Genomic DNA, 17,636 nt, shown 5'->3' with positions numbered 1-17,636 from the left:
TTGTCTACTTCGCGAATGCTGCCTTCAGGAACGTGTCGCTGCGTTTGAGCATGTTCGCGCGCGCCGCACTGTCTTCGAGCTGATGCTCGAGTTTGGGATAGGTGATCAGCTCGAACTTCTTGCCGGCATCCTTTAGCGCATCCTCCATCGCCTGCGCGTGACGATAGCGCACATTCATGTCGAGCGCGCCGTGGAACATCAGCACTGGTGCGGTGATCTTCGCCGCATTTCGCGTTGGCGAGCCTTCCACGAGGTGCTTCCCCGTGCCGATGAAGTCGCGCATTGTCTGTTGAGCCGTGGTGCCGCGATAGAATTCGCGCAGTTCGTTAAGATCGGTTACCGGCGCAATGGCAATGATTGCCTTGAATAATTCGGGCTCGACCGCTCCTGCCTGCAACGCAGCATAACCCCCGTATGACCAGCCGACGATGGCGAGCTTGGTAGGATCCGCGATCCCTTCCGCCACCATCCAGCGGCCGCTATCGATGATGTCGCCGATCGCTATTCGCCAAGATTGGAAACCGTTCCGCTGAAACCATGAATCACCATAGCCGGTGGAGCCACGAAAGTTGGGCTGGAGCACGGCGTAGCCTTGATGCGCAAAATACTGCGCTTGCCAGTCGAAGCCCCATTCGTCGCGCGCGCCAGGCCCACCGTGTGGCATGACCAACGCAGGCAGGCCCCGGCTGGCGCCACCTGGTGGCAGCGTGAGATAGCCTGGGATCGAGGTGCCGTCTGCGCCCTTGAAGGTGATCGGCTTCACCGATGCCAGCTTTATGCCGTCGAGTTCGGGTCGCGAGAGGATCAGCGGGCGAAGTTGCTTTGTCTGACGGTCGAACAGCCAATAGCGGCCCGGATCGATGTCACCGCCGGTCCATAGCAGCAGGATGTTCTCGTCGTCGCTCGCCCCCTCGAAGTTAATCATGCCCACTCCCGGCATCGCTCTGGCAAGGCGCGTGCGCAGATCGACGAAATCCGGATCGAAGTAAGCCGCCACTCGCTTGTCCGTGACGTAGGTAACCCCGATTACGCGATTGCGCCGACCGAGCCGCAGCAGCCCATCGACGTCCACGTCGGGTCGAGAGAAGACCAGCTTCTCCGTCATGCTACGATCGAGGCTGCGGGCGAAGAGCGCTTGCCGACCGTTCACCTTCTGGAAACCGTAAATGACGTTCTTGCCGGTATCGACGGCGTGTGGGTCGAAACCATCCCGCGAGATGTAGTTGAACGTGCTGAGTGGTAGCCAGTCCTTCGCGCCGCTCGGAAGGTAGCGATAGATTGCCTTGCCGGTCGAATATCCGTCGCCCATGGTTTCGAAGCTGGCGGCGACCCGAACGGTGCCATTTCCGTCACTGATGAATTCACCGGCGGAAGGGAATGGCTTCGCAAGGATCTTGCGATCACCGGTTACCGTGTCGACTCGCTCGATGCCGGCAGTTGAGTTGTGTACCATGATCTGCCCGTTCTGGCCGGGCAGCCAGTCGATAACGCTGCCGCCGTAACGGCTGGTCGCGCCGGGTCGGGTCAGTACCTGCAGGTTTCGGCCATCATGATCTGCGGCGATCAGGCGCGAGGCGCTGATCCCTCCGAAACTCTTGATTCGGGAGTTCTTGAGGAACACCAAACGGCATAACAATCGCGCTTCGGAGACCCAGCCGCAGCCGCCCAGCCGCTCCGGATCGCCGCTTGCGACCATCACGCGTAGGGGCGGCGTGCTGCCGTCGACCGGCACGGTATAGAGCGCATTGCCCTGGCCCTTGGTCGGCGCAAGAAATGCAAGCCGCGTGCCCTGCGGCGACAGCGAGGCTGAGGTGACAGCCTCCCGCGCGCCGAACGCCACTTCCGGCGGCATCGTCTGTGCCGACAGCATTGCCGGCACTGCCGCGCCGATCATCAACGCCGCGCGGCGCAAACCTCTTCTCATTGTGATCCCTCAATAATTGCTCGCAATGTTCCGCAACTCGAGGCAGCGGGCAAGCTGTCGTTGCGAGACGAAGGCGAAGCTGTAAGGTCCGCGCGGAAGCCGTCACTCAAGGGAAAACCATGCGTCGCCTTGCTTACCTCCTGCTGTTGGCCATCGCCATGCCGGCGCTTGCGCAGACGCAGCCCGCAATCTCAGTCGAGACGCTCAAGTCCGTGACGCAGGAGCTTTCGTCGGACGCGTTCGAGGGGCGTGCACCGACGACGGCGGGCGAGGCCAAGACGGTCGACACAATTGTGAAGCGGCTCGCCGCGGCTGGGGTGAAGCCGGGGAACAAGGGCCAGTGGACGCAGGACGTGCCGATGGTGGAAATCACCGCTAGCGACGTGACGCCGTTTACTGCGACGGGGGGCAAGGCGCATGTCACCTTCAACTATCGCAGCGATATAGTCCCTGGCACCTATCGCGTGACGCCGAAGATTGCCTTGAAGGATAGCGAACTGGTGTTCGTCGGCTACGGCATCAACGCGCCGGAGAAGGGCTGGAACGACTATGCCGGGCTGGACGTGAAGGGGAAGACGGTCGTCATTCTGGTGAACGATCCCGATTGGCAAACGGCCGCCGCGGGGCTGGATGCCGGCCCGTTCGAGGGGCGGGCGATGACCTATTACGGCCGCTGGACCTACAAGTTCGAGGAAGCCGCACGGCAGGGAGCTACGGGCGCGATCATCGTGCACGATACCGAGCCTGCCGCTTATGGCTGGTCCGTCGTGCAATCGTCGTGGACCGGTCCGCAATATGGGCTCGACGAGCCGGGCAACCATATGGACCAGAGCGAGGTGATCGGTTGGATCCAGCTCGCCAAGGCGAAGGAGCTGTTCGCCGCGTCGGGCAAGGATTTCGACCAGCTCGCGGCAGCGGCGACGCGCAAGGGCTTCCGCGCCGTACCGCTGGGGCTGAAGCTGTCGGGCGGCTTTTCGAACCAGATCAAGCGCAGCATGTCGAAGAACGTCGTGGGCGTGCTGCCTGGAACGGTAGCGCCAGATGAGGTCGTGTTGTATTCGGCGCATTGGGATCACCTAGGCCGCTGCGACGCGGTGGATGGGGACGACATCTGCAACGGCGCGGTCGACAATGCGACTGGCGTCGCCGCGCTGGTCGCGATGGCCGAGGCCTATCGCAAGGCGGGGCCGACGCTGCGGTCGATCGGGTTTGTCGCCGTGACGGCGGAGGAAAGCGGCCTCCTAGGCTCGCGCTATTATGCCGAGCATCCGGTGTTTCCGCTCGGCAAGACGGTCGGCGGGGTCAACATGGACGGGCTGAACGTGGTCGGCGCGACGAAAGATTTCGAGATCACTGGCGCTGGCAAGTCCGAACTCGAGGACATGGTGAAGCCGCTTGTCGCCGCGCAGGGGCGGCGGATCTCGCCTGAAGCGACGCCGGAGAAGGGCCATTACTATCGTTCGGACCATTTCAGCTTTGCCAAGCTCGGCGTGCCGATGCTGTCAGCGGCAAGCGGCGAGGATCTGGTCGAGGGCGGCGTGGCAGCGGGCAAGAAGGCGGCTGAAGATTACAACAAGAACCGCTATCATGGGCCGAAGGACGAATATGATCCCATGTGGAACTGGGCAGGGGCGATGCAGGACCTGACGATCTACTACCAGCTCGGGCGCCAATTGGCCGATGGGACCGCTTGGCCAAACTGGTATCCAACCGCCGAGTTCAAGGCGATCCGCGACCGTTCGCGCGCGGTGCCGAAGTGACCCGCGCGCCAAAGGCCGAATGGGCGCCGCACAAGGCAGTCTGGATCGGTTTTCCCAGCCACCCGGAGTTGTGGCAGGAGGATCTCGACCAGGCGCGCGAGGAAGTGGCTGCGTTTGCCGCTGCTGTTCACGCTGGCGGCAAGGGCGAGACGGTGCTGCTCGTGGCGGCTGACGGAGAGGCGGCAGTTTCTGCGGCGCGGCTCGCACCGTTTGCACAGGTAGTGGTCGAACCGTTCGGCGACATCTGGCTGCGCGATACCGGACCCATCGTTTCGGGCGACCGCGTGGCGCATGACTTCCTGTTCAACGGTTGGGGTGGGAAATACGATCTGCCTGGCGACGAAGACATTGGGCGTCGCCTGGCAGCCGAGCGCGGCAAGCGCGTCGAGCGCCACAATTGGGTGCTTGAGGGCGGGGCGATCGACGGCGACGGCACTGGCCTGGTCGTGACGACCGAGCAGTGCCTGCTTAACCCGAACCGCAATCCCGGCCTGTCGCGCACCGAAATCGAGGAGCGGCTTCACGCTGACCTGGGCTTCGAGCGCGTGATCTGGCTCGGCGAGGGGCTACAGAACGATCATACCGATGGACATGTCGACAATCTGGCGCGGTTTGTCGGCGAGGGTCGGCTGGCGATCCCGGTGGCGGGCGACAATGATCCGAATTGGCATGTCTATCAGCAGGCGGCGCAGCGCGCGCGTGGCGCCGGCGTGACGGTGGTGCCGGTGCCTTCACCTGGGCGCGTGCTGCGGGATGAGGACGTCGTGCCAGCGAGCTACATGAACTTCTACATCGGCAATGCGAGCGTCGTGGTGCCGATCTATGGCGCGCCTGACGACGAGGCGGCGGTGAGCGAGTTCCGCGCGCTGTTCCCGGGGCGCGAGGTGATCGGCTTGCGCGCGGATGCGATCCTGACCGGCGGCGGCAGCTTCCACTGCATTTCGCAACAGATGCCGGCTTGAGGCGTCAAGCGCTACGCGACCGCGCGGACATAGATTGATCAAATCCGCTGAACGTACACTAACTTGCGGCTGCCGCCCCCTCGCCTGAACGGCGAATGGGGCGGGCTGCTGGGCTTCAGAGCGTTGTGACTACGCCCAAGACCAGCGCCGGTGCCGCGAGAACCAGCAGATTGCTGATTACGGCCTCGAACATGCGCATGGTTGGTCTCCGTGCCGGCTAGGTCCGGCACGGACGCATATGAGTTTCGTTACGTTGTCGCGCAATAATGTTACGATGCAATCGCAGATGCACGCAGTGCAATCGTCAGCCGAACACTCGCGCGAAGATCGTGTCGATCTGCTTGAAGTGATAGCCGAGATCGAATTCGGCATCGATCGCCTCGGGTGCGAGGGCAACCGTGACATCGGGATCTGCCTTCAGCAAATCGCGAAGTGATAGCGCGCCGTCCGATTCCCACACCTTCATCGCGTTCCGCTGCACGAGGCGGTACGAATCCTCGCGACTGACGCCCGCCTGGGTGAGCGCCAGCAGCACACGCTGCGAGTGGATCAGCCCGCCCATGCGATCCATGTTCTTCTGCATCCGCTCGGGATAAACGAGCAGCTTGTCGATCACGCCGGTGAGTCGTGCGAGCGCGAAATCGAGCGTGATCGTGGCGTCGGGTGCGATGTAGCGCTCGACCGACGAGTGGCTGATGTCGCGCTCGTGCCACAGCGCGACGTTCTCGAGCGCCGGCGTGACATAGCCGCGCACCATGCGGGCGAGGCCGGTGAGGTTCTCGGTCAGCACCGGATTGCGCTTGTGCGGCATTGCCGACGAGCCCTTTTGGCCGGGGGAGAAATACTCCTCAGCCTCAAGCACTTCGGTGCGCTGCAAGTGGCGAACCTCGGTGGCCAGACGTTCGATCGAGCTGGCGACGACGCCGAGCGTCGCGAAGAACATCGCGTGGCGATCGCGGGGGATGACCTGTGTCGACACCGGCTCGACCGCGAGGCCGAGCTTTGCGGCGACGTGTGCCTCGACGCGCGGATCAACGTTGGCGAAGGTGCCTACCGCGCCCGAGATGGCGCAGGTTGCGATTTCCGCCTTGGCCGCGACCAGTCGTGCGCGGCAGCGATCGAATTCGGCATAGGCTTGCGCGAGCTTGAGCCCGAATGTGACAGGTTCGGCGTGGATGCCGTGGCTGCGGCCGATTGTGGGGGTGAACTTATGCTCCTCCGCGCGGCGGCGAAGCACGGCGAGCAGTGCATCGACGTCGGCGATCAGTAGATCGGACGCGCGCGCGAGCTGCACCGCCAGGCATGTGTCGAGCACGTCCGAGCTGGTCATTCCCTGGTGCATGAAGCGCGCTTGATCGCCGACCTGCTCGGCGACCCAGGTGAGGAACGCGATCACGTCATGCTTCGTCACGGCTTCGATTGCGTCGATCGCGGCGACGTCGATCGCCGGATCGGTGCGCCACCAAGCCCAAAGCGCGTCAGCCGCCTCGCGCGGGACGACGCCGAGATCGGCGAGCGCTTCGGTGGCATGTGCCTCGATTTCGAACCAGATGCGGAAGCGCGCTTCCGGCGTCCAGATCGCGGTCATTTCAGGCCGAGAATAGCGGGGAACCATGCGGAGTTTCCTTGATCATGCGGCGGCAACGGTTCGTCGCAAGCCGGCGAAGAGCGGCAGTTGCGGTCCGGTAGCAGGGTCGCAGACAGCCTTCAAATGCGGAGGCGAGAGCCAGTTTCTTGGGCCCGGCCTGACAATCAGGGACCATCTTCCTCGACGCTTCTTCATGGCGCCTCACCATCGAGAGTTCGCCGAATCTTTACGCTGCGGCGGGTAAACTGGCTGGCGATGACTTACGTTTTCCTCACGATCGACACTGAATTGGCGTGGCGGCACCATGCGGCTGGTCTCGGCGTGTCCCTTGTGGAGGCGCGGTCGATCGAGCCGGGCGGCGTTGGGCTGGCGTGGCAGCTAGCGCTATTGGCGAGGCATGGGCTGAAGGCGACCTTCTTCGTCGATCCGATGCCGGCGCGTATCTACGGTCTGGAGCCATTTGCGCGAATCGTCGATGCGGTGGTGGCGGCGGGGCAAGAGGTTCAGCTTCATCTTCACCCCAATTGGACCAAGGCTGCTATCGCCGATCGTGCGGCGCATGCGTCGTTCGAGTTGATCGACTATTCCGCGCACGCGCAGCGTGAGTTGATTACGGAGGCGGCGGCGTTGCTGGTCGCGGCTGGTGCACCGCCGCCCGTCGCGTTTCGCAGCGGCAGCTATTCGGCGAACGACGACACGCTTGCGGCGCTTGCCGCGCTCGGTATCGCTTACGACAGCAGCCACAATGGTGCGCATCATCCTTGGCCAAGTGCGATCGGTTTGGCGCCTTCACGGATCGCGCCGGTGGCGCGGCATGGGGTGGTGGAAGTGCCGGTGACGGTGATCGAGGACCAAGCGGGGGCTTGGCGCAATTTTCAAATCTGCGCGCTTTCGGCGGGTGAGATGCGGGCGGCGCTTGATCATGCGATCGCCGAGCAGCATGTCGCGACGACGATCGTCGGGCATAGCTTCGAGCTTGCCAATCGCGCCGGCACTGCGCCGAACCGCGTGCATGTGCGGCGCTTCGAACAGTTGTGTGCGTTGTTGGCGGAGCGCCAGGACGTGGCTCCTACGGTGCATTTTGCGGATCGCCCCACGCTACCGCTCGACCGCACCGACGCGCCGTTGCCGGCGAGCCGCTGGCGGCGCGGGAAGCGGCAGGCAGAACAGCTGTGGTCGAACCTCGTGGCGGAGCGCGCGGCGTGAGTGACAGCGCGCTTCGGCTGCAGATCGGCGCAAGGACGATCGCATCGATCCCGCGGCGGCTGGTGCGGGTCGGCCTGTCGCTCGAGCAAGCGCTCGGTGGGGCAATGCCGCCGCTGCCGCCGCTGGGGCACGATCATGGGTATCTCGTGACATCGTTGCCTGAAGCGATCGTACCTGATTGGCGCGGCGTGCTGTTCGAGCGGCAGCGGTACACGCGCTATTATGTCGATCTCGCGGCCGGCGAGGCGGCGTGGCGTGCGGGCCTCTCGGGGCAGACGCGCTCGACGCTGAAGCGCAAGGCGAAGAAGCTGGCCGCGGCGAGCGGTCGACGACTGGATGTGCGGCGCTTTCGCACGCCCGCGGCGCTGGTCGATTTTCATCCGATTGCGCGCGCGCTTGCGGAAAAGACCTATCAGGAAAAGTTAATGGCGGCGGGGCTGCCGGGGGATGTGGGGTTCGTCCAGCGCATGATGGCGATGGCCGGCGCTGACCAGGTACGTGCATGGTTGCTGTTCATCGGAGATGTGCCCGCTGCCTATCTGTGGTGCGGGGCGGACGGCACGACCTTGCGCTACGACTACGTCGGTCATGATCCTGCCTTTGCGGCGTTGTCCCCGGGCAGCGTGTTGATGGAGGCGGCGCTGGGCGACCTGTTCTCAGATCGTTTTGCGCGCTTCGACTTCACCGAGGGCGAGGGGCAGCACAAGCGGGGCTTGGCGAGTGCAGGCGTGGCGTGCCGCGACCTGCTGCTGCTGCGCCCGACGCTGGCGAACCGGGGTGCGGTGGCGCTCGTAGGCGGGTTCGATGCGGCCATGCGGGTGGCGAAGCGGGCGGCGGAGATGCCGGCGTTACGCGGCGTTGCGAGGCGGGTGCGGCGGGCGTAGATTCTTCCGTTCGGGAGTGGAGAAGGCGCTACAGCAGCGTCGATGCATCTCGCCACTACAGCCATCGTCCTCGCGATCCGGCCGCATGGCGAGCATGGGGCGATCGTGCGCGCGCTGACGGCGGATGATGGCGTGCGACCCGGCTATGTTCGCGGCGGGCGGTCGCGCGGGTTGCGGCCGGTGCTGCAGCCGGCGAACACCATCTTGGGCGATTGGCGCGCGCGCACCGACGATCAGCTGCCTGCGCTGACGGTAGAACTCGTCCACAGCCTCGCGGCGCTTCATGCCGAGCCGCTGCCAGCAGCTGCGCTTGAATGGCTGACGGCGCTCACCGCCGCGACGCTTCCGGAGGCACAGCCGTTTCCTCGGCTGCACGCAGCGCTCACTGCCGTACTCGACGCGATCGAGGCGGCGCCGGCTGCGCGCGGGTGGGCGGGGGCGTTGGCGCGGTATGAATTGTTGTTGTTGGCGGAGCTTGGGTTCGGGCTCGATCTCGGCCGCTGCGTCGTAACCGGGACGACGGAAGACATTGCGTTCGTCAGCCCGAAGAGTGGTGGTGCGGTGAGTCGCGGTGCGGCGTTTGGGTACGAGGACCGGCTGCTGCCATTGCCGCCGTTCCTGGTCGCGGGCGGCGAGCCGGATTGGCCCGATGTGTTCGCGGCGCTTGCCATCACGGGGCGCTTTCTGGCGCGCGACGTGCTCGTCGATCGTCGCGCGGACACGCTATCGGCGCGCGAGCGGCTGATCGATCGGCTGAAGAGAGCGGTTGCGTGACGGCAGGCGCGGCGGCAAGGGTCGCGCGCCTTTCTCGGAGACACGCATGGCCCTGATCGCGATCCTGCCCGGTGACGGCATCGGCCCGGAGGTGACCGCCGAGGCGCAGCGCGTGCTCGAGTCGCTGGGGCTCGATCTGGTGTTCGAGGAGGCGCTGGTCGGGGGCGCGGCGTATCATGCCACCGGTCATCCGCTGCCGGCTGCGACGCTCGACCTCGCGAAGCGCGCCGATGCGATCCTGTTCGGAGCGGTCGGCGATCCGACGTGCGATGCGCTCGATAGGCATTTGCGGCCGGAGCAGGCGATCCTGGCCGCACGCAAGGAGCTGACGCTGTTCGCCAATCTGCGTCCGGCCAAGCTGTTCGCCGGGCTTGAGGAGGCATCGGCGCTGCGGCCGGAGGTGGCGCGGGCGATCGACCTGCTGATCGTGCGCGAGCTGAACGGCGATGTGTATTTCGGCGAGAAGGGGATGCGCATTACGCCGGCCGGGCTGCGGCAAGGCTATGACGTGATGAGCTACGACGAAAGCGAAGTGCGTCGCATTGCGATCGCCGGGTTCGAGGCAGCGCGGCGGCGGAAGGGACGGCTGTGTTCGGTCGACAAGGCCAATGTGCTCGAGACGTCGCAGCTGTGGCGTGACGTCGTCATCGAGACGGCGGTCGACTATCCTGATGTCGTGCTGACGCATCTCTATGTCGACAATGCAGCGATGCAGTTGGTGCGCGATCCGGGCCAGTTCGACGTGATCGTCACGGGCAATCTGTTTGGCGACATCCTGTCGGACCAGGCGTCGATGTGCGTCGGATCGATCGGGTTGCTGCCCTCGGCCTCGCTCGATGCGGCTGGCAAGGGGTTGTACGAGCCGATTCACGGCTCGGCGCCCGACATCGCGGGGCAGGGCAAGGCAAATCCGTGTGCGGCAATCCTGTCGGCGGCGATGCTGCTGCGGCATTCGCTCGGGCTGCCCGAGGCGGCGGATCGGATCGAGGCAGCGGTCGCGGCGGCGCTGGGGGCGGGCCACCGGACCGCGGATCTCGGCGGCAGCTGTTCGACGCAAGCGATGGGCGACGCGGTGCTCGCTGCATTGTGAGCGATCTGCTCGACCTCGCGGTCGTCATCCCGACGTTCAACGAGAAGGCCAATGTGCCGGTGCTGGTCGCCAAGCTCGACCAGGCGCTGGCGGGGCTTAATTGGGAAGCGATCTTCGTCGATGACGATAGCCCGGATGGCACCGCCGACGCGGTCCGCAATATTGCGCGGATCGATCGTCGGGTGCGGGTGATCCAGCGGATCGGGCGGCGTGGGCTGGCGACGGCCTGTATCGAGGGGATGTGTGCGACCGCAGCGCCGGTGGTGGCGGTGATCGACGGTGACCTCCAGCACGACGAGACGATCCTGCCCGGCATGCTCGCCGCGCTGCAGGCCGACGATGCGCTCGATATCGTCATCGGATCGCGTTTCGTCGAAGGTGGTGGGACCGGGGAGTGGGACCGCGACCGAGTCGCCAAGTCCGCGCTGGCGACGCGGCTGTCGCAGCGGGTGCTCGATGTTGGGCTGACAGATCCGATGAGCGGGTTTTTCATGATACGCACCAGCCTGTTGCGGGCGATGGCGCCGCGGCTGGCGGGGATCGGCTTCAAGATCCTGCTCGACATCATGGCGGCGGGCGATCGGCCGCTGCGTTTCGTCGAGCTGCCCTATGTCTTCCGCTGCCGCAGCGAAGGCGAGTCGAAGCTCGATCACGTCGTGGCGATGGAATATCTGATCGCGCTGTACGATCGCAAGTTCGGGCGGGTCGTGCCGGTCCGCTTTGCGATGTTCTCGGCGATCGGGGTGATCGGCGTCGGCATCCATATGGGCGTGCTGACCTTGCTGTATGTCGGGCTGGGCGCGGCGTTCCTGCTCGGGCAGATCGTCGCGACGCTGGCGGCGATGACGTTCAACTTCTTCCTCAACAATGCGCTCACCTATCGCGATCGGCGATTGAAGGGGTGGCGGCAGATGTTCGACGGGTGGGTGTCGTTCTGCCTGGTCTGTTCGGTCGGGGCGGTGGCGAACGTGGGCGTCGCGGCGTTTCTGTACGACTTTCGTTATGGACCGTGGGCTGCGTCGGCGCTGGCGGGGGTGCTGATCGGGGCGGTGTGGAATTATGCGCTGTCTTCGCGGTTCACCTGGGGGCGGTATTGATCACACCCAGGTGCTGAACCACGTCCAGTGGCGGAATGCGCCAGCGTCGGGCAGCGCCTGCGCCGACAGGACCGGATAGAAATACACCGCCAGCCCGGCTGCTATTGCGAGCAGTGCGACATCCCAACCGCGGGTTCGCGCGCGCCAGTGATCGAGCGCAGCGACGATGGCGATGACGATGAACACGCTCGACGGGTAGTAATAGTAATAGAAGCCGAGCGATTTGGGGATTGCCGCCCAGATCGCGAGGCTACCGATCCACAGCGACCCGGCGGCAAACAGGCGTGGTGAGCCTGATTTGATCCAGCCCCACCAGCACGCCGCCACCGCGACCAGACCGGTCCACATGATCGCCGGGTTGCCGAGCAGCAGGATCCCGCGCTGCGCGCCATCGGCGGGCTCGTACAGATACCAGATCGGGCGGATCAGCAGCGGCCATGTCCACCAGCTCGATTGGTAGGTGTGCGGGGGCAACACCTGCGTCTGGCGTTCGTACATGTCGAGCTGGACCGGCAGCATTCGCGCGAGCGTCATCGGTTCGCTGGCGTAGAAGAACGCGGGTGCGAAAGTGAGGAAGTAAGTCGCTACCGAGACGATGCCCAGGATCGCAAGCGCCGGGATGATGGTCAGGCCCGGGAAGCAGCGCGGATCCTCGCGCTTGAAGATGACGAAGGCGGCGGCGGCGAAGGCGACGTAGGGGGCTGCGAGCCATTTGCACGCCACTGCGCAGCCGAGCAGCATCGCGACTATTCCCCATCGCCACCAGCCGCCGCGCCGCAGCGTCCATCCGGCCATGGCGATCGCGGCGGTCAGGAAGGCGAGCATGAACCCGTCGAGCATCGCGATCCGCGCCTGGATGTAGACGGTGAAGCCCAGCAGCGTCAGCGCGGCGGCCAGCAGGCTGGGGCGGCGGCGGCCGGTCATCAGCCAAGTGGTGGCGAATACCGCGACGATCGTCGTGCTGCCGGCGAGCGTGGACATGATGCGCCAGCCGAAGGGCGTGTCGCCAAACAGCCGCATGCCGAGCGCGATCAGCCATTTGGCGAGCAGCGGATGCTCGACGTTCGCCGGCCCGGACAATGCGACGAGTGCGCGGGCGGCGGGGACGTAATGCGTCTCGTCGAACACCGGCTGGTGGGGGACCGACAGGCGGATTAGGAACAGTGTTTCGACGAGGATGAACAGCAGGATCGCGAGCGGAAGAGGGCGGCGGAGCATCGCGGGCGCCTGGGGGCGGACCCGCGAATGTTGAGGAAGTTGAGGCTGTGGCGCGGTGCGATTCAACATTCGCGGCTGTCCTGCGCGCGAATGTTGAGGAAGTTGAGGCTGTGGCGGAGGTGATTCAACATTCGTGGCTGTCCCTGGGTGCGTGGTGGGTATGCCATCGGGGGGGTGGTGTAGGACAGGGTTGTGGGGTTCGGGTGGTGACTGGGGCGAGTGTCTCGCCTGGCCAGCCCCTCCACCATCCGCTTTGCGGATGGTCCCCCTCCCCGAGCTTTGCTCAGGGAGGATTGGCTCGGGGAGGATTGGCGCTACCTTGAAAGCCTTCCGCATTTGGCCGAAAGCGCTCCGCATGAAACGCCGTACTGGACAAGACCGCTCGATCACCGACACGTGGCGCCCGGCGACGCGCGCGATCCGGGGGGGGACGGCGCGGTCCGAGTTCGGGGAGACGTCCGAGGCGATCTTCATGACCTCGGGCTACGCTTACGACTGCGCGGGCGATGCGGCGGCGCGGTTCGCGGGCGAGCAGCAGGGGATGACCTATTCGCGGCTGCAGAACCCGACGGTCGAGATGCTCGAACATCGCATCGCGCTGCTGGAGGGTGCCGAGGCGTGCCGGTCGATGGCGACGGGCATGGCGGCGATGACGGCGGTGCTGCTGAGCCAGTTGCAGACCGGCGATCATGTCGTGGCGGGGCGCGCGGCGTTCGGATCGTGCCGCTGGCTGGTCGATACGCTGCTGCCGAAGTTCGGCATCGCCACTACCGTCGTCGACGCGCGCGATCCGCAGCAGTTCGTCGATGCGGTGCGCCCGGAGACGAAGGTGTTCTTCTTCGAGACGCCAGCCAATCCGACGATGGACATCGTCGACCTGAGCGCTGTGTGCGGGATCGCGCGCGAGCGCGGGATCACTAGCGTCGTCGACAATGCTTTCGCCACCCCGGCGTTGCAGCGGCCGATGGAGTTCGGCGCCGATGTGACCGCCTATTCTGCGACCAAGATGATGGACGGGCAGGGCCGCGTGCTCGCCGGCGCCGTCTGCGGCACCAAGGATTTCATCGAGAACACGCTGCTGCCGTTCACGCGCAACACCGGGCCGACGCTGTCGGCGTTCAACGCCTGGGTAGTGCTGAAGGGGCTGGAGACGCTCGACCTGCGCATTCACCGCCAGTCCGAAAACGCGATCAAGGTCGGCACTTTCCTCGAGCGGCGCGTGCCGCGCGTGATGCATCCGGGGTTGCCGAGCCATCCGCAGCACAATCTTGCGATGAGCCAGATGGACGCGACGGGGCCGATCTTCGCGTTCGAGGTGGATGGCGGTCGCACGCAGGCGCATGGCTTGCTCGACGCGCTGGAGCTGATCGATATTTCGAACAACATCGGCGATTCGCGCTCACTGATGACGCATCCGGCCTCGACGACGCATGCGTCGGTTTCGGCAGAGAAGCGCGAGGAGATGGGCATTTCCGAAGGGATGCTGCGGCTGAACGTCGGGCTCGAAGATCCGGCGGATGTGATCGACGACCTCGATCGCGCGCTGGGCATGGTCGGGCTGTGAAGGGGGCCGGGCTGTGAAGGCGCTGTTCCCTTCGTCGGAAACGACGCGGGGGGTGACCGTGCGCGTCTCGGTGAGCTATCTGCCCGAGCAATCCGAGCCGGCGCGCGGGCGCTGGTTCTGGGCGTATCACATTCGGCTGGAGAATGCGGGCGAGCAGGCGGTGCAGCTGCTGACGCGGCATTGGGTGATCACCGATGGGCGCGGCGCGAAGCATTCGGTGGAAGGCGAGGGCGTGGTTGGCGAACAGCCGCTGATCGCGCCGGGGGCGAGCTACGATTATGTCTCGGGCTGTCCGCTGGCGACGCCGGCAGGATCGATGCAGGGCAGCTATCGGATGATCGGCGAGGATGGCGCGCTGTTCGACGTGGCGATCCCGAAGTTCGCGCTGATCGCGCCGGCGGTGACGGGCTGATTGTAGCATGAAGCGAACGCATCTTCCCTTGAACGGTCTGCGCGTGCTCGACGCTGCGGCACGGCATTTGTCGTTCACGCGCGCGGCGGACGAGCTGGCGGTGACGCCGGCGGCGGTGGGGCAGCAGATCCGGGCGCTTGAGGACACGCTGGGCGTCGTGCTGTTCCGGCGCACGACCAAGGGGCTGGAGCTGACGCCCGAGGGCGAGGCGGGGCTGGCTCCGTTGCGCGACGGTTTCCTGCAAATGGAAGAAGCGGTGCGCGCGATGCAGGCGGGGCAATCGTCCAAGTCGCTGACGATCGCGGCGCCGCGCGACCTGACCGAGAAGTGGCTGCTGCCGCGGCTGGCCGAGATCGCGCGCGGCGACGGCGAGTTGCGCTTCGTGCTGATCGCCGCCGATACGCCGCCTGACTTCACCGAGGCGAACCTCGACCTGGCGGTGACGTGGGGCGAGGGGCCAGGGCTGCTCGAAGGCGAGGCGATCGAGAGCGACGGGATGGTGACGGTCGAGCGGGCGGGCGGCAGCGCCGCGGCGGTGATCGCATGGCCGGGCTGTGGCCCGGAGGATGGCGCGGCGCTGATCCGCGTCAGCGATGCGGGGCTGGCGCTCGACGCCGCGGCGCAGGGGCTGGGGCGGGCGACGGTGCCCGAACTGCTCGCGGCGCGCGATATCGCGGCGGGGCATGTCGCGATGGTCGGTGACCCGCGACCGTCGCGGCTTGGCTATTGGCTCGTCGCGCCGCTGCCACAATGGCGGCAGCGCAAGGTGCAGGCGCTGGTCGAAGCGCTGGCGGGTTGACTGGCGCATGAAGGCCGAGCCGTTCGAGAGCGCGCGGCTGACGCTGCGGGCACCGGATCCGACCGATGCGCCGGCGCTGCACGAGGCCTATTGCGACCCGCGCGTGATGCGCTTCTGGTCGAGCCCGCCGCATGGATCAATCGACGAGACGGTCGATTACGTGACGCCGCAGGCGGGCGACCAGTGGCGGCAGTGGGCGATAATCGAGAAGGCAAGTGGCCGCGCGATCGGCACGCTGGCGGCGGGCGAGCGGCGCCGCGGCGTGATCGAGATCGGCTATTTGCTGTCGGCGGCGGCGTCGGGACAAGGCTATGGGCGCGAGGCGGTGACCGCGCTGATCGACCTGCTGTTCGCCGAGGGCGCCAGGCGGGTGTTTGCGGATACCGACCCGGAGAACGTGCGCTCGATCGCGTTGCTGACCGAGCTCGGCTTCCAGCGCGAGGGGCTGCTGCGCGCGGAGTGGGAAACGCATATCGGGGTGCGCGACAGCGTGATTTGGGGGCTTCTGCGCGATGAGTGGAGTGCGCGGTAGGGGCTAGGTCTAACGGCTACTTCCGATCGGCGGCGTCGAGGCCGTCGAGCACGGCTTCGGGCGAGACATCCTGCTTGATCTCCGACAGATGCGCCTCGTCGACGATGTCTACACCCATCTTGCGCGCCATCGCATCGACGATCGAGACCAGATGGGTCAGTTCGTGCTCGGCCAGCAGGTTGATCTGGAGATCGAGATCGGACTGGCGGGCGGCGGCGCCCATCATGCGGTTCTGGCTGATCAAAACGAACGTCGACAGGAAAATCGCCTCGACGCTTGCCTCCATCGCCAGCATCACGAAGCTGGGATCGAATGGCTCAATGCCGGGGACGATGCCGACATTGATCGCGATCCACGTGCCGTAAGCGACCGCATGGATGATGACGAACGTCATGCTGCCGGCAAAGCGCGTGATCGCATCCGACACGCGCTCGGACAGCGTCGCGTCGCGCTCATCGGCGGCGCGACGCTCCTGCATGCGCGTGATGTTGCGATCGAGCACCGAGGTGAGCCCCGGTGGCGTCGGGGCGGGGTGGGTCAGGGTGCTTTTGGTCATGCGAGCCGCTACGGTAGCGGGGGTTGGGCGACTTCCTATGCTTTGGGACAGGTTTGGCGGGGCAAGCTGATTGGTATCAGTGTGTTTTTCGGGCGCAGGCGCGCGTCCACCATATCAATCGGGCGGACGCGCACTCGCGTGAATCACGCCCCGATCGCGTCATCCAGTTCTCTCAGGCGAGCTTCGATTTCTGGTGTGAGCTGATAGATACCTGTCAATTCGGGCATCAGGTGACGGGTCTCTTCTTTGCCCGCAAAGGTGCCAAAATAACGGGTCGTCGGCGAGTTGAACCACATCCGTGCGATCGTTTTGCGGTTGTTGTCATCCAGCAAGATGGCGCAATAAGACTTACTGTCGCGGATTACGATCCGCTTGGGATTTACCAGCTTGGAGGCGATCGCCTGCACGATGTGAAAACCACTTAGCTCTTCTTGAGTGGTGATTATCGCCTCTTCGGGCGTCGTGCTTGCCTCCTCCGGGTCAGCCAACGACTGTCCGGTTGCGTTCAGTGCCGAAGACAGGCGTTCGTTCACTCGATCACGGATGATCGCTGCGATCGTTGCGGGCACCAATCGCGCTATCGTTTCTTTTGCCGCTGGTGTCAGGCGCCCCTCAACTACTCTTGCCGCGAATATACGGACGAACTCATCAGTCGGCTCCGCGAACTCCTGCTCGATTGACTTGCGGAGCAAGGATTGCAGCTTGAGGTTACCTGCCTCCTGGAGGATCTGCTCAATGTCGAAACCGTGTTTCGCGAACTTCTCCAGCGTACGGATATCAGAGGGCTTGATCGCATCCATGCTGAACGTGAAAAATGGCCGATCATCCATCTTGTTCGGCTTTTCAATATCTGAAAAGAACTGATAATTGACACCGTTCGTTAGGATTGCGAGCCGGGCATCGGTAACACTGAAGTACCGGAACAGCTGAGCTGCATGATGGACATTTAGCTCAGCCGTTGATGGTTTACACTCGATCAAGATGTTTACCTTGCCATCGTTACAGATGGCGTAGTCGACCTTCTCACCTTTCTTGATCCCGACATCGGCCGTAAATTCGGGAATGACTTCCTTTGGGTTAAAGACGTCATATCCAAGAGTTTGCAGGAACGGCATCACCAGCGCAGTTTTTGCAGCTTCTTCTGTCAGGAGTACCTCGCGGTGCTCAACGGTACGCTTTTGCAGCTCAGCCAGTCGTGTCGCGATGTCCATACCTGCCATCCCCCCTCTTTCGATGAAGATTGGCGCGGCTGGGTCGTTTCGGCAAGTAG

At 64.9% G+C, this 17,636-nt stretch carries 16 protein-coding genes; 11 read left to right on the top strand and 5 right to left on the bottom strand.

What is annotated here, in order from left to right; translation table 11 throughout:
* Positions 1-4: 4 nt before the first annotated feature.
* Complete coding sequence (locus LLW23_RS05115; protein ID WP_228947698.1) at positions 5-1,924, bottom strand: S9 family peptidase; 1,920 nt, start codon at positions 1,922-1,924, stop codon at positions 5-7.
* Positions 1,925-2,043: 119 nt separating this feature from the next.
* Between LLW23_RS05115 and LLW23_RS05110 the strand changes: the two genes are divergently transcribed.
* Positions 2,044-3,684 (top strand): M28 family metallopeptidase, encoded by a 1,641-nt coding sequence (locus LLW23_RS05110; RefSeq protein WP_228947697.1) that lies wholly within the window; start codon positions 2,044-2,046, stop codon positions 3,682-3,684.
* Entirely contained in the window at positions 3,681-4,646 is a 966-nt protein-coding gene (locus tag LLW23_RS05105; RefSeq protein WP_228947696.1) for an agmatine deiminase family protein, read from the top strand. The genes LLW23_RS05110 and LLW23_RS05105 overlap by 4 nt, the downstream gene beginning before the upstream one ends.
* Positions 4,647-4,950: 304 nt before the next feature.
* On the opposite strand, the gene purB is transcribed toward LLW23_RS05105, so the two are convergent.
* Positions 4,951-6,261 (bottom strand): adenylosuccinate lyase, encoded by a 1,311-nt coding sequence (gene purB / locus LLW23_RS05100; protein ID WP_228947695.1) that lies wholly within the window; start codon positions 6,259-6,261, stop codon positions 4,951-4,953.
* A 228-nt stretch (positions 6,262-6,489) separates the two neighbouring features.
* On the opposite strand from purB, the gene LLW23_RS05095 reads away from it, so the two are divergent.
* From LLW23_RS05095 to LLW23_RS05075, 5 genes are read left to right on the top strand one after another with little or no spacing between them, the layout of a single operon-like run.
* Positions 6,490-7,440 (top strand): polysaccharide deacetylase family protein, encoded by a 951-nt coding sequence (locus LLW23_RS05095; protein WP_228947694.1) that lies wholly within the window; start codon positions 6,490-6,492, stop codon positions 7,438-7,440.
* Positions 7,437-8,324, top strand: a complete 888-nt coding sequence (locus tag LLW23_RS05090; protein WP_228947693.1) for a GNAT family N-acetyltransferase — start codon at positions 7,437-7,439, stop codon at positions 8,322-8,324. The genes LLW23_RS05095 and LLW23_RS05090 overlap by 4 nt, the downstream gene beginning before the upstream one ends.
* Positions 8,325-8,366: 42 nt before the next feature.
* On the top strand, positions 8,367-9,098 hold the full coding sequence (gene recO / locus LLW23_RS05085; protein ID WP_228947692.1) for a DNA repair protein RecO: 732 nt from the start codon (positions 8,367-8,369) through the stop codon (positions 9,096-9,098).
* A 46-nt stretch (positions 9,099-9,144) separates the two neighbouring features.
* The gene (gene leuB, locus LLW23_RS05080; RefSeq protein ID WP_228947691.1) at positions 9,145-10,188 is read left to right on the top strand and encodes a 3-isopropylmalate dehydrogenase; all 1,044 of its coding nucleotides are present in this window, start codon (positions 9,145-9,147) and stop codon (positions 10,186-10,188) included.
* Positions 10,185-11,285, top strand: coding sequence for a glycosyltransferase family 2 protein (locus LLW23_RS05075; protein ID WP_228947690.1), 1,101 nt, complete (start codon positions 10,185-10,187; stop codon positions 11,283-11,285). The genes leuB and LLW23_RS05075 overlap by 4 nt, the downstream gene beginning before the upstream one ends.
* Here LLW23_RS05075 and LLW23_RS05070 read toward each other — a convergent pair whose 3' ends face one another.
* Positions 11,286-12,503, bottom strand: a complete 1,218-nt coding sequence (locus LLW23_RS05070; protein WP_228947689.1) for a glycosyltransferase family 39 protein — start codon at positions 12,501-12,503, stop codon at positions 11,286-11,288.
* Positions 12,504-12,858: 355 nt separating this feature from the next.
* Here LLW23_RS05070 and LLW23_RS05065 point away from each other — a divergent pair, with 355 nt between their 5' ends.
* From LLW23_RS05065 to LLW23_RS05050, 4 genes are read left to right on the top strand one after another with little or no spacing between them, the layout of a single operon-like run.
* Positions 12,859-14,067, top strand: a complete 1,209-nt coding sequence (locus LLW23_RS05065; RefSeq protein ID WP_228947688.1) for a trans-sulfuration enzyme family protein — start codon at positions 12,859-12,861, stop codon at positions 14,065-14,067.
* A gap of 13 nt (positions 14,068-14,080) precedes the next feature.
* Positions 14,081-14,479: a Co2+/Mg2+ efflux protein ApaG gene (gene apaG, locus LLW23_RS05060; RefSeq protein ID WP_228947687.1), complete on the top strand. Its 399-nt coding sequence runs from the start codon at positions 14,081-14,083 to the stop codon at positions 14,477-14,479.
* 7 nt (positions 14,480-14,486) lie between these two features.
* A complete protein-coding gene (locus LLW23_RS05055) occupies positions 14,487-15,278 on the top strand; it encodes a LysR family transcriptional regulator (RefSeq protein WP_228947686.1) in 792 nt (263 codons plus the stop codon).
* Between the two features lie 7 nt (positions 15,279-15,285).
* On the top strand, positions 15,286-15,810 hold the full coding sequence (locus LLW23_RS05050) for a GNAT family N-acetyltransferase (protein ID WP_228947685.1): 525 nt from the start codon (positions 15,286-15,288) through the stop codon (positions 15,808-15,810).
* Positions 15,811-15,826: 16 nt separating this feature from the next.
* On the opposite strand, the gene LLW23_RS05045 is transcribed toward LLW23_RS05050, so the two are convergent.
* Both LLW23_RS05045 and LLW23_RS05040 read right to left on the bottom strand, forming a co-directional pair.
* A complete protein-coding gene (locus tag LLW23_RS05045) occupies positions 15,827-16,366 on the bottom strand; it encodes a DUF1003 domain-containing protein (protein WP_228947684.1) in 540 nt (179 codons plus the stop codon).
* A 143-nt stretch (positions 16,367-16,509) separates the two neighbouring features.
* A complete protein-coding gene (locus tag LLW23_RS05040) occupies positions 16,510-17,586 on the bottom strand; it encodes a type I restriction endonuclease (protein WP_228947683.1) in 1,077 nt (358 codons plus the stop codon).
* Positions 17,587-17,636: the final 50 nt, after the last annotated feature.

This window comes from Sphingomonas radiodurans, from assembly GCF_020866845.1.
In the GTDB taxonomy this organism is placed as follows: Bacteria; Pseudomonadota; Alphaproteobacteria; order Sphingomonadales; family Sphingomonadaceae; genus Sphingomonas; species Sphingomonas radiodurans.
Note: the sequence above shows the minus strand (reverse complement) of the source record. Positions and strands in the feature narration are given on the sequence as shown.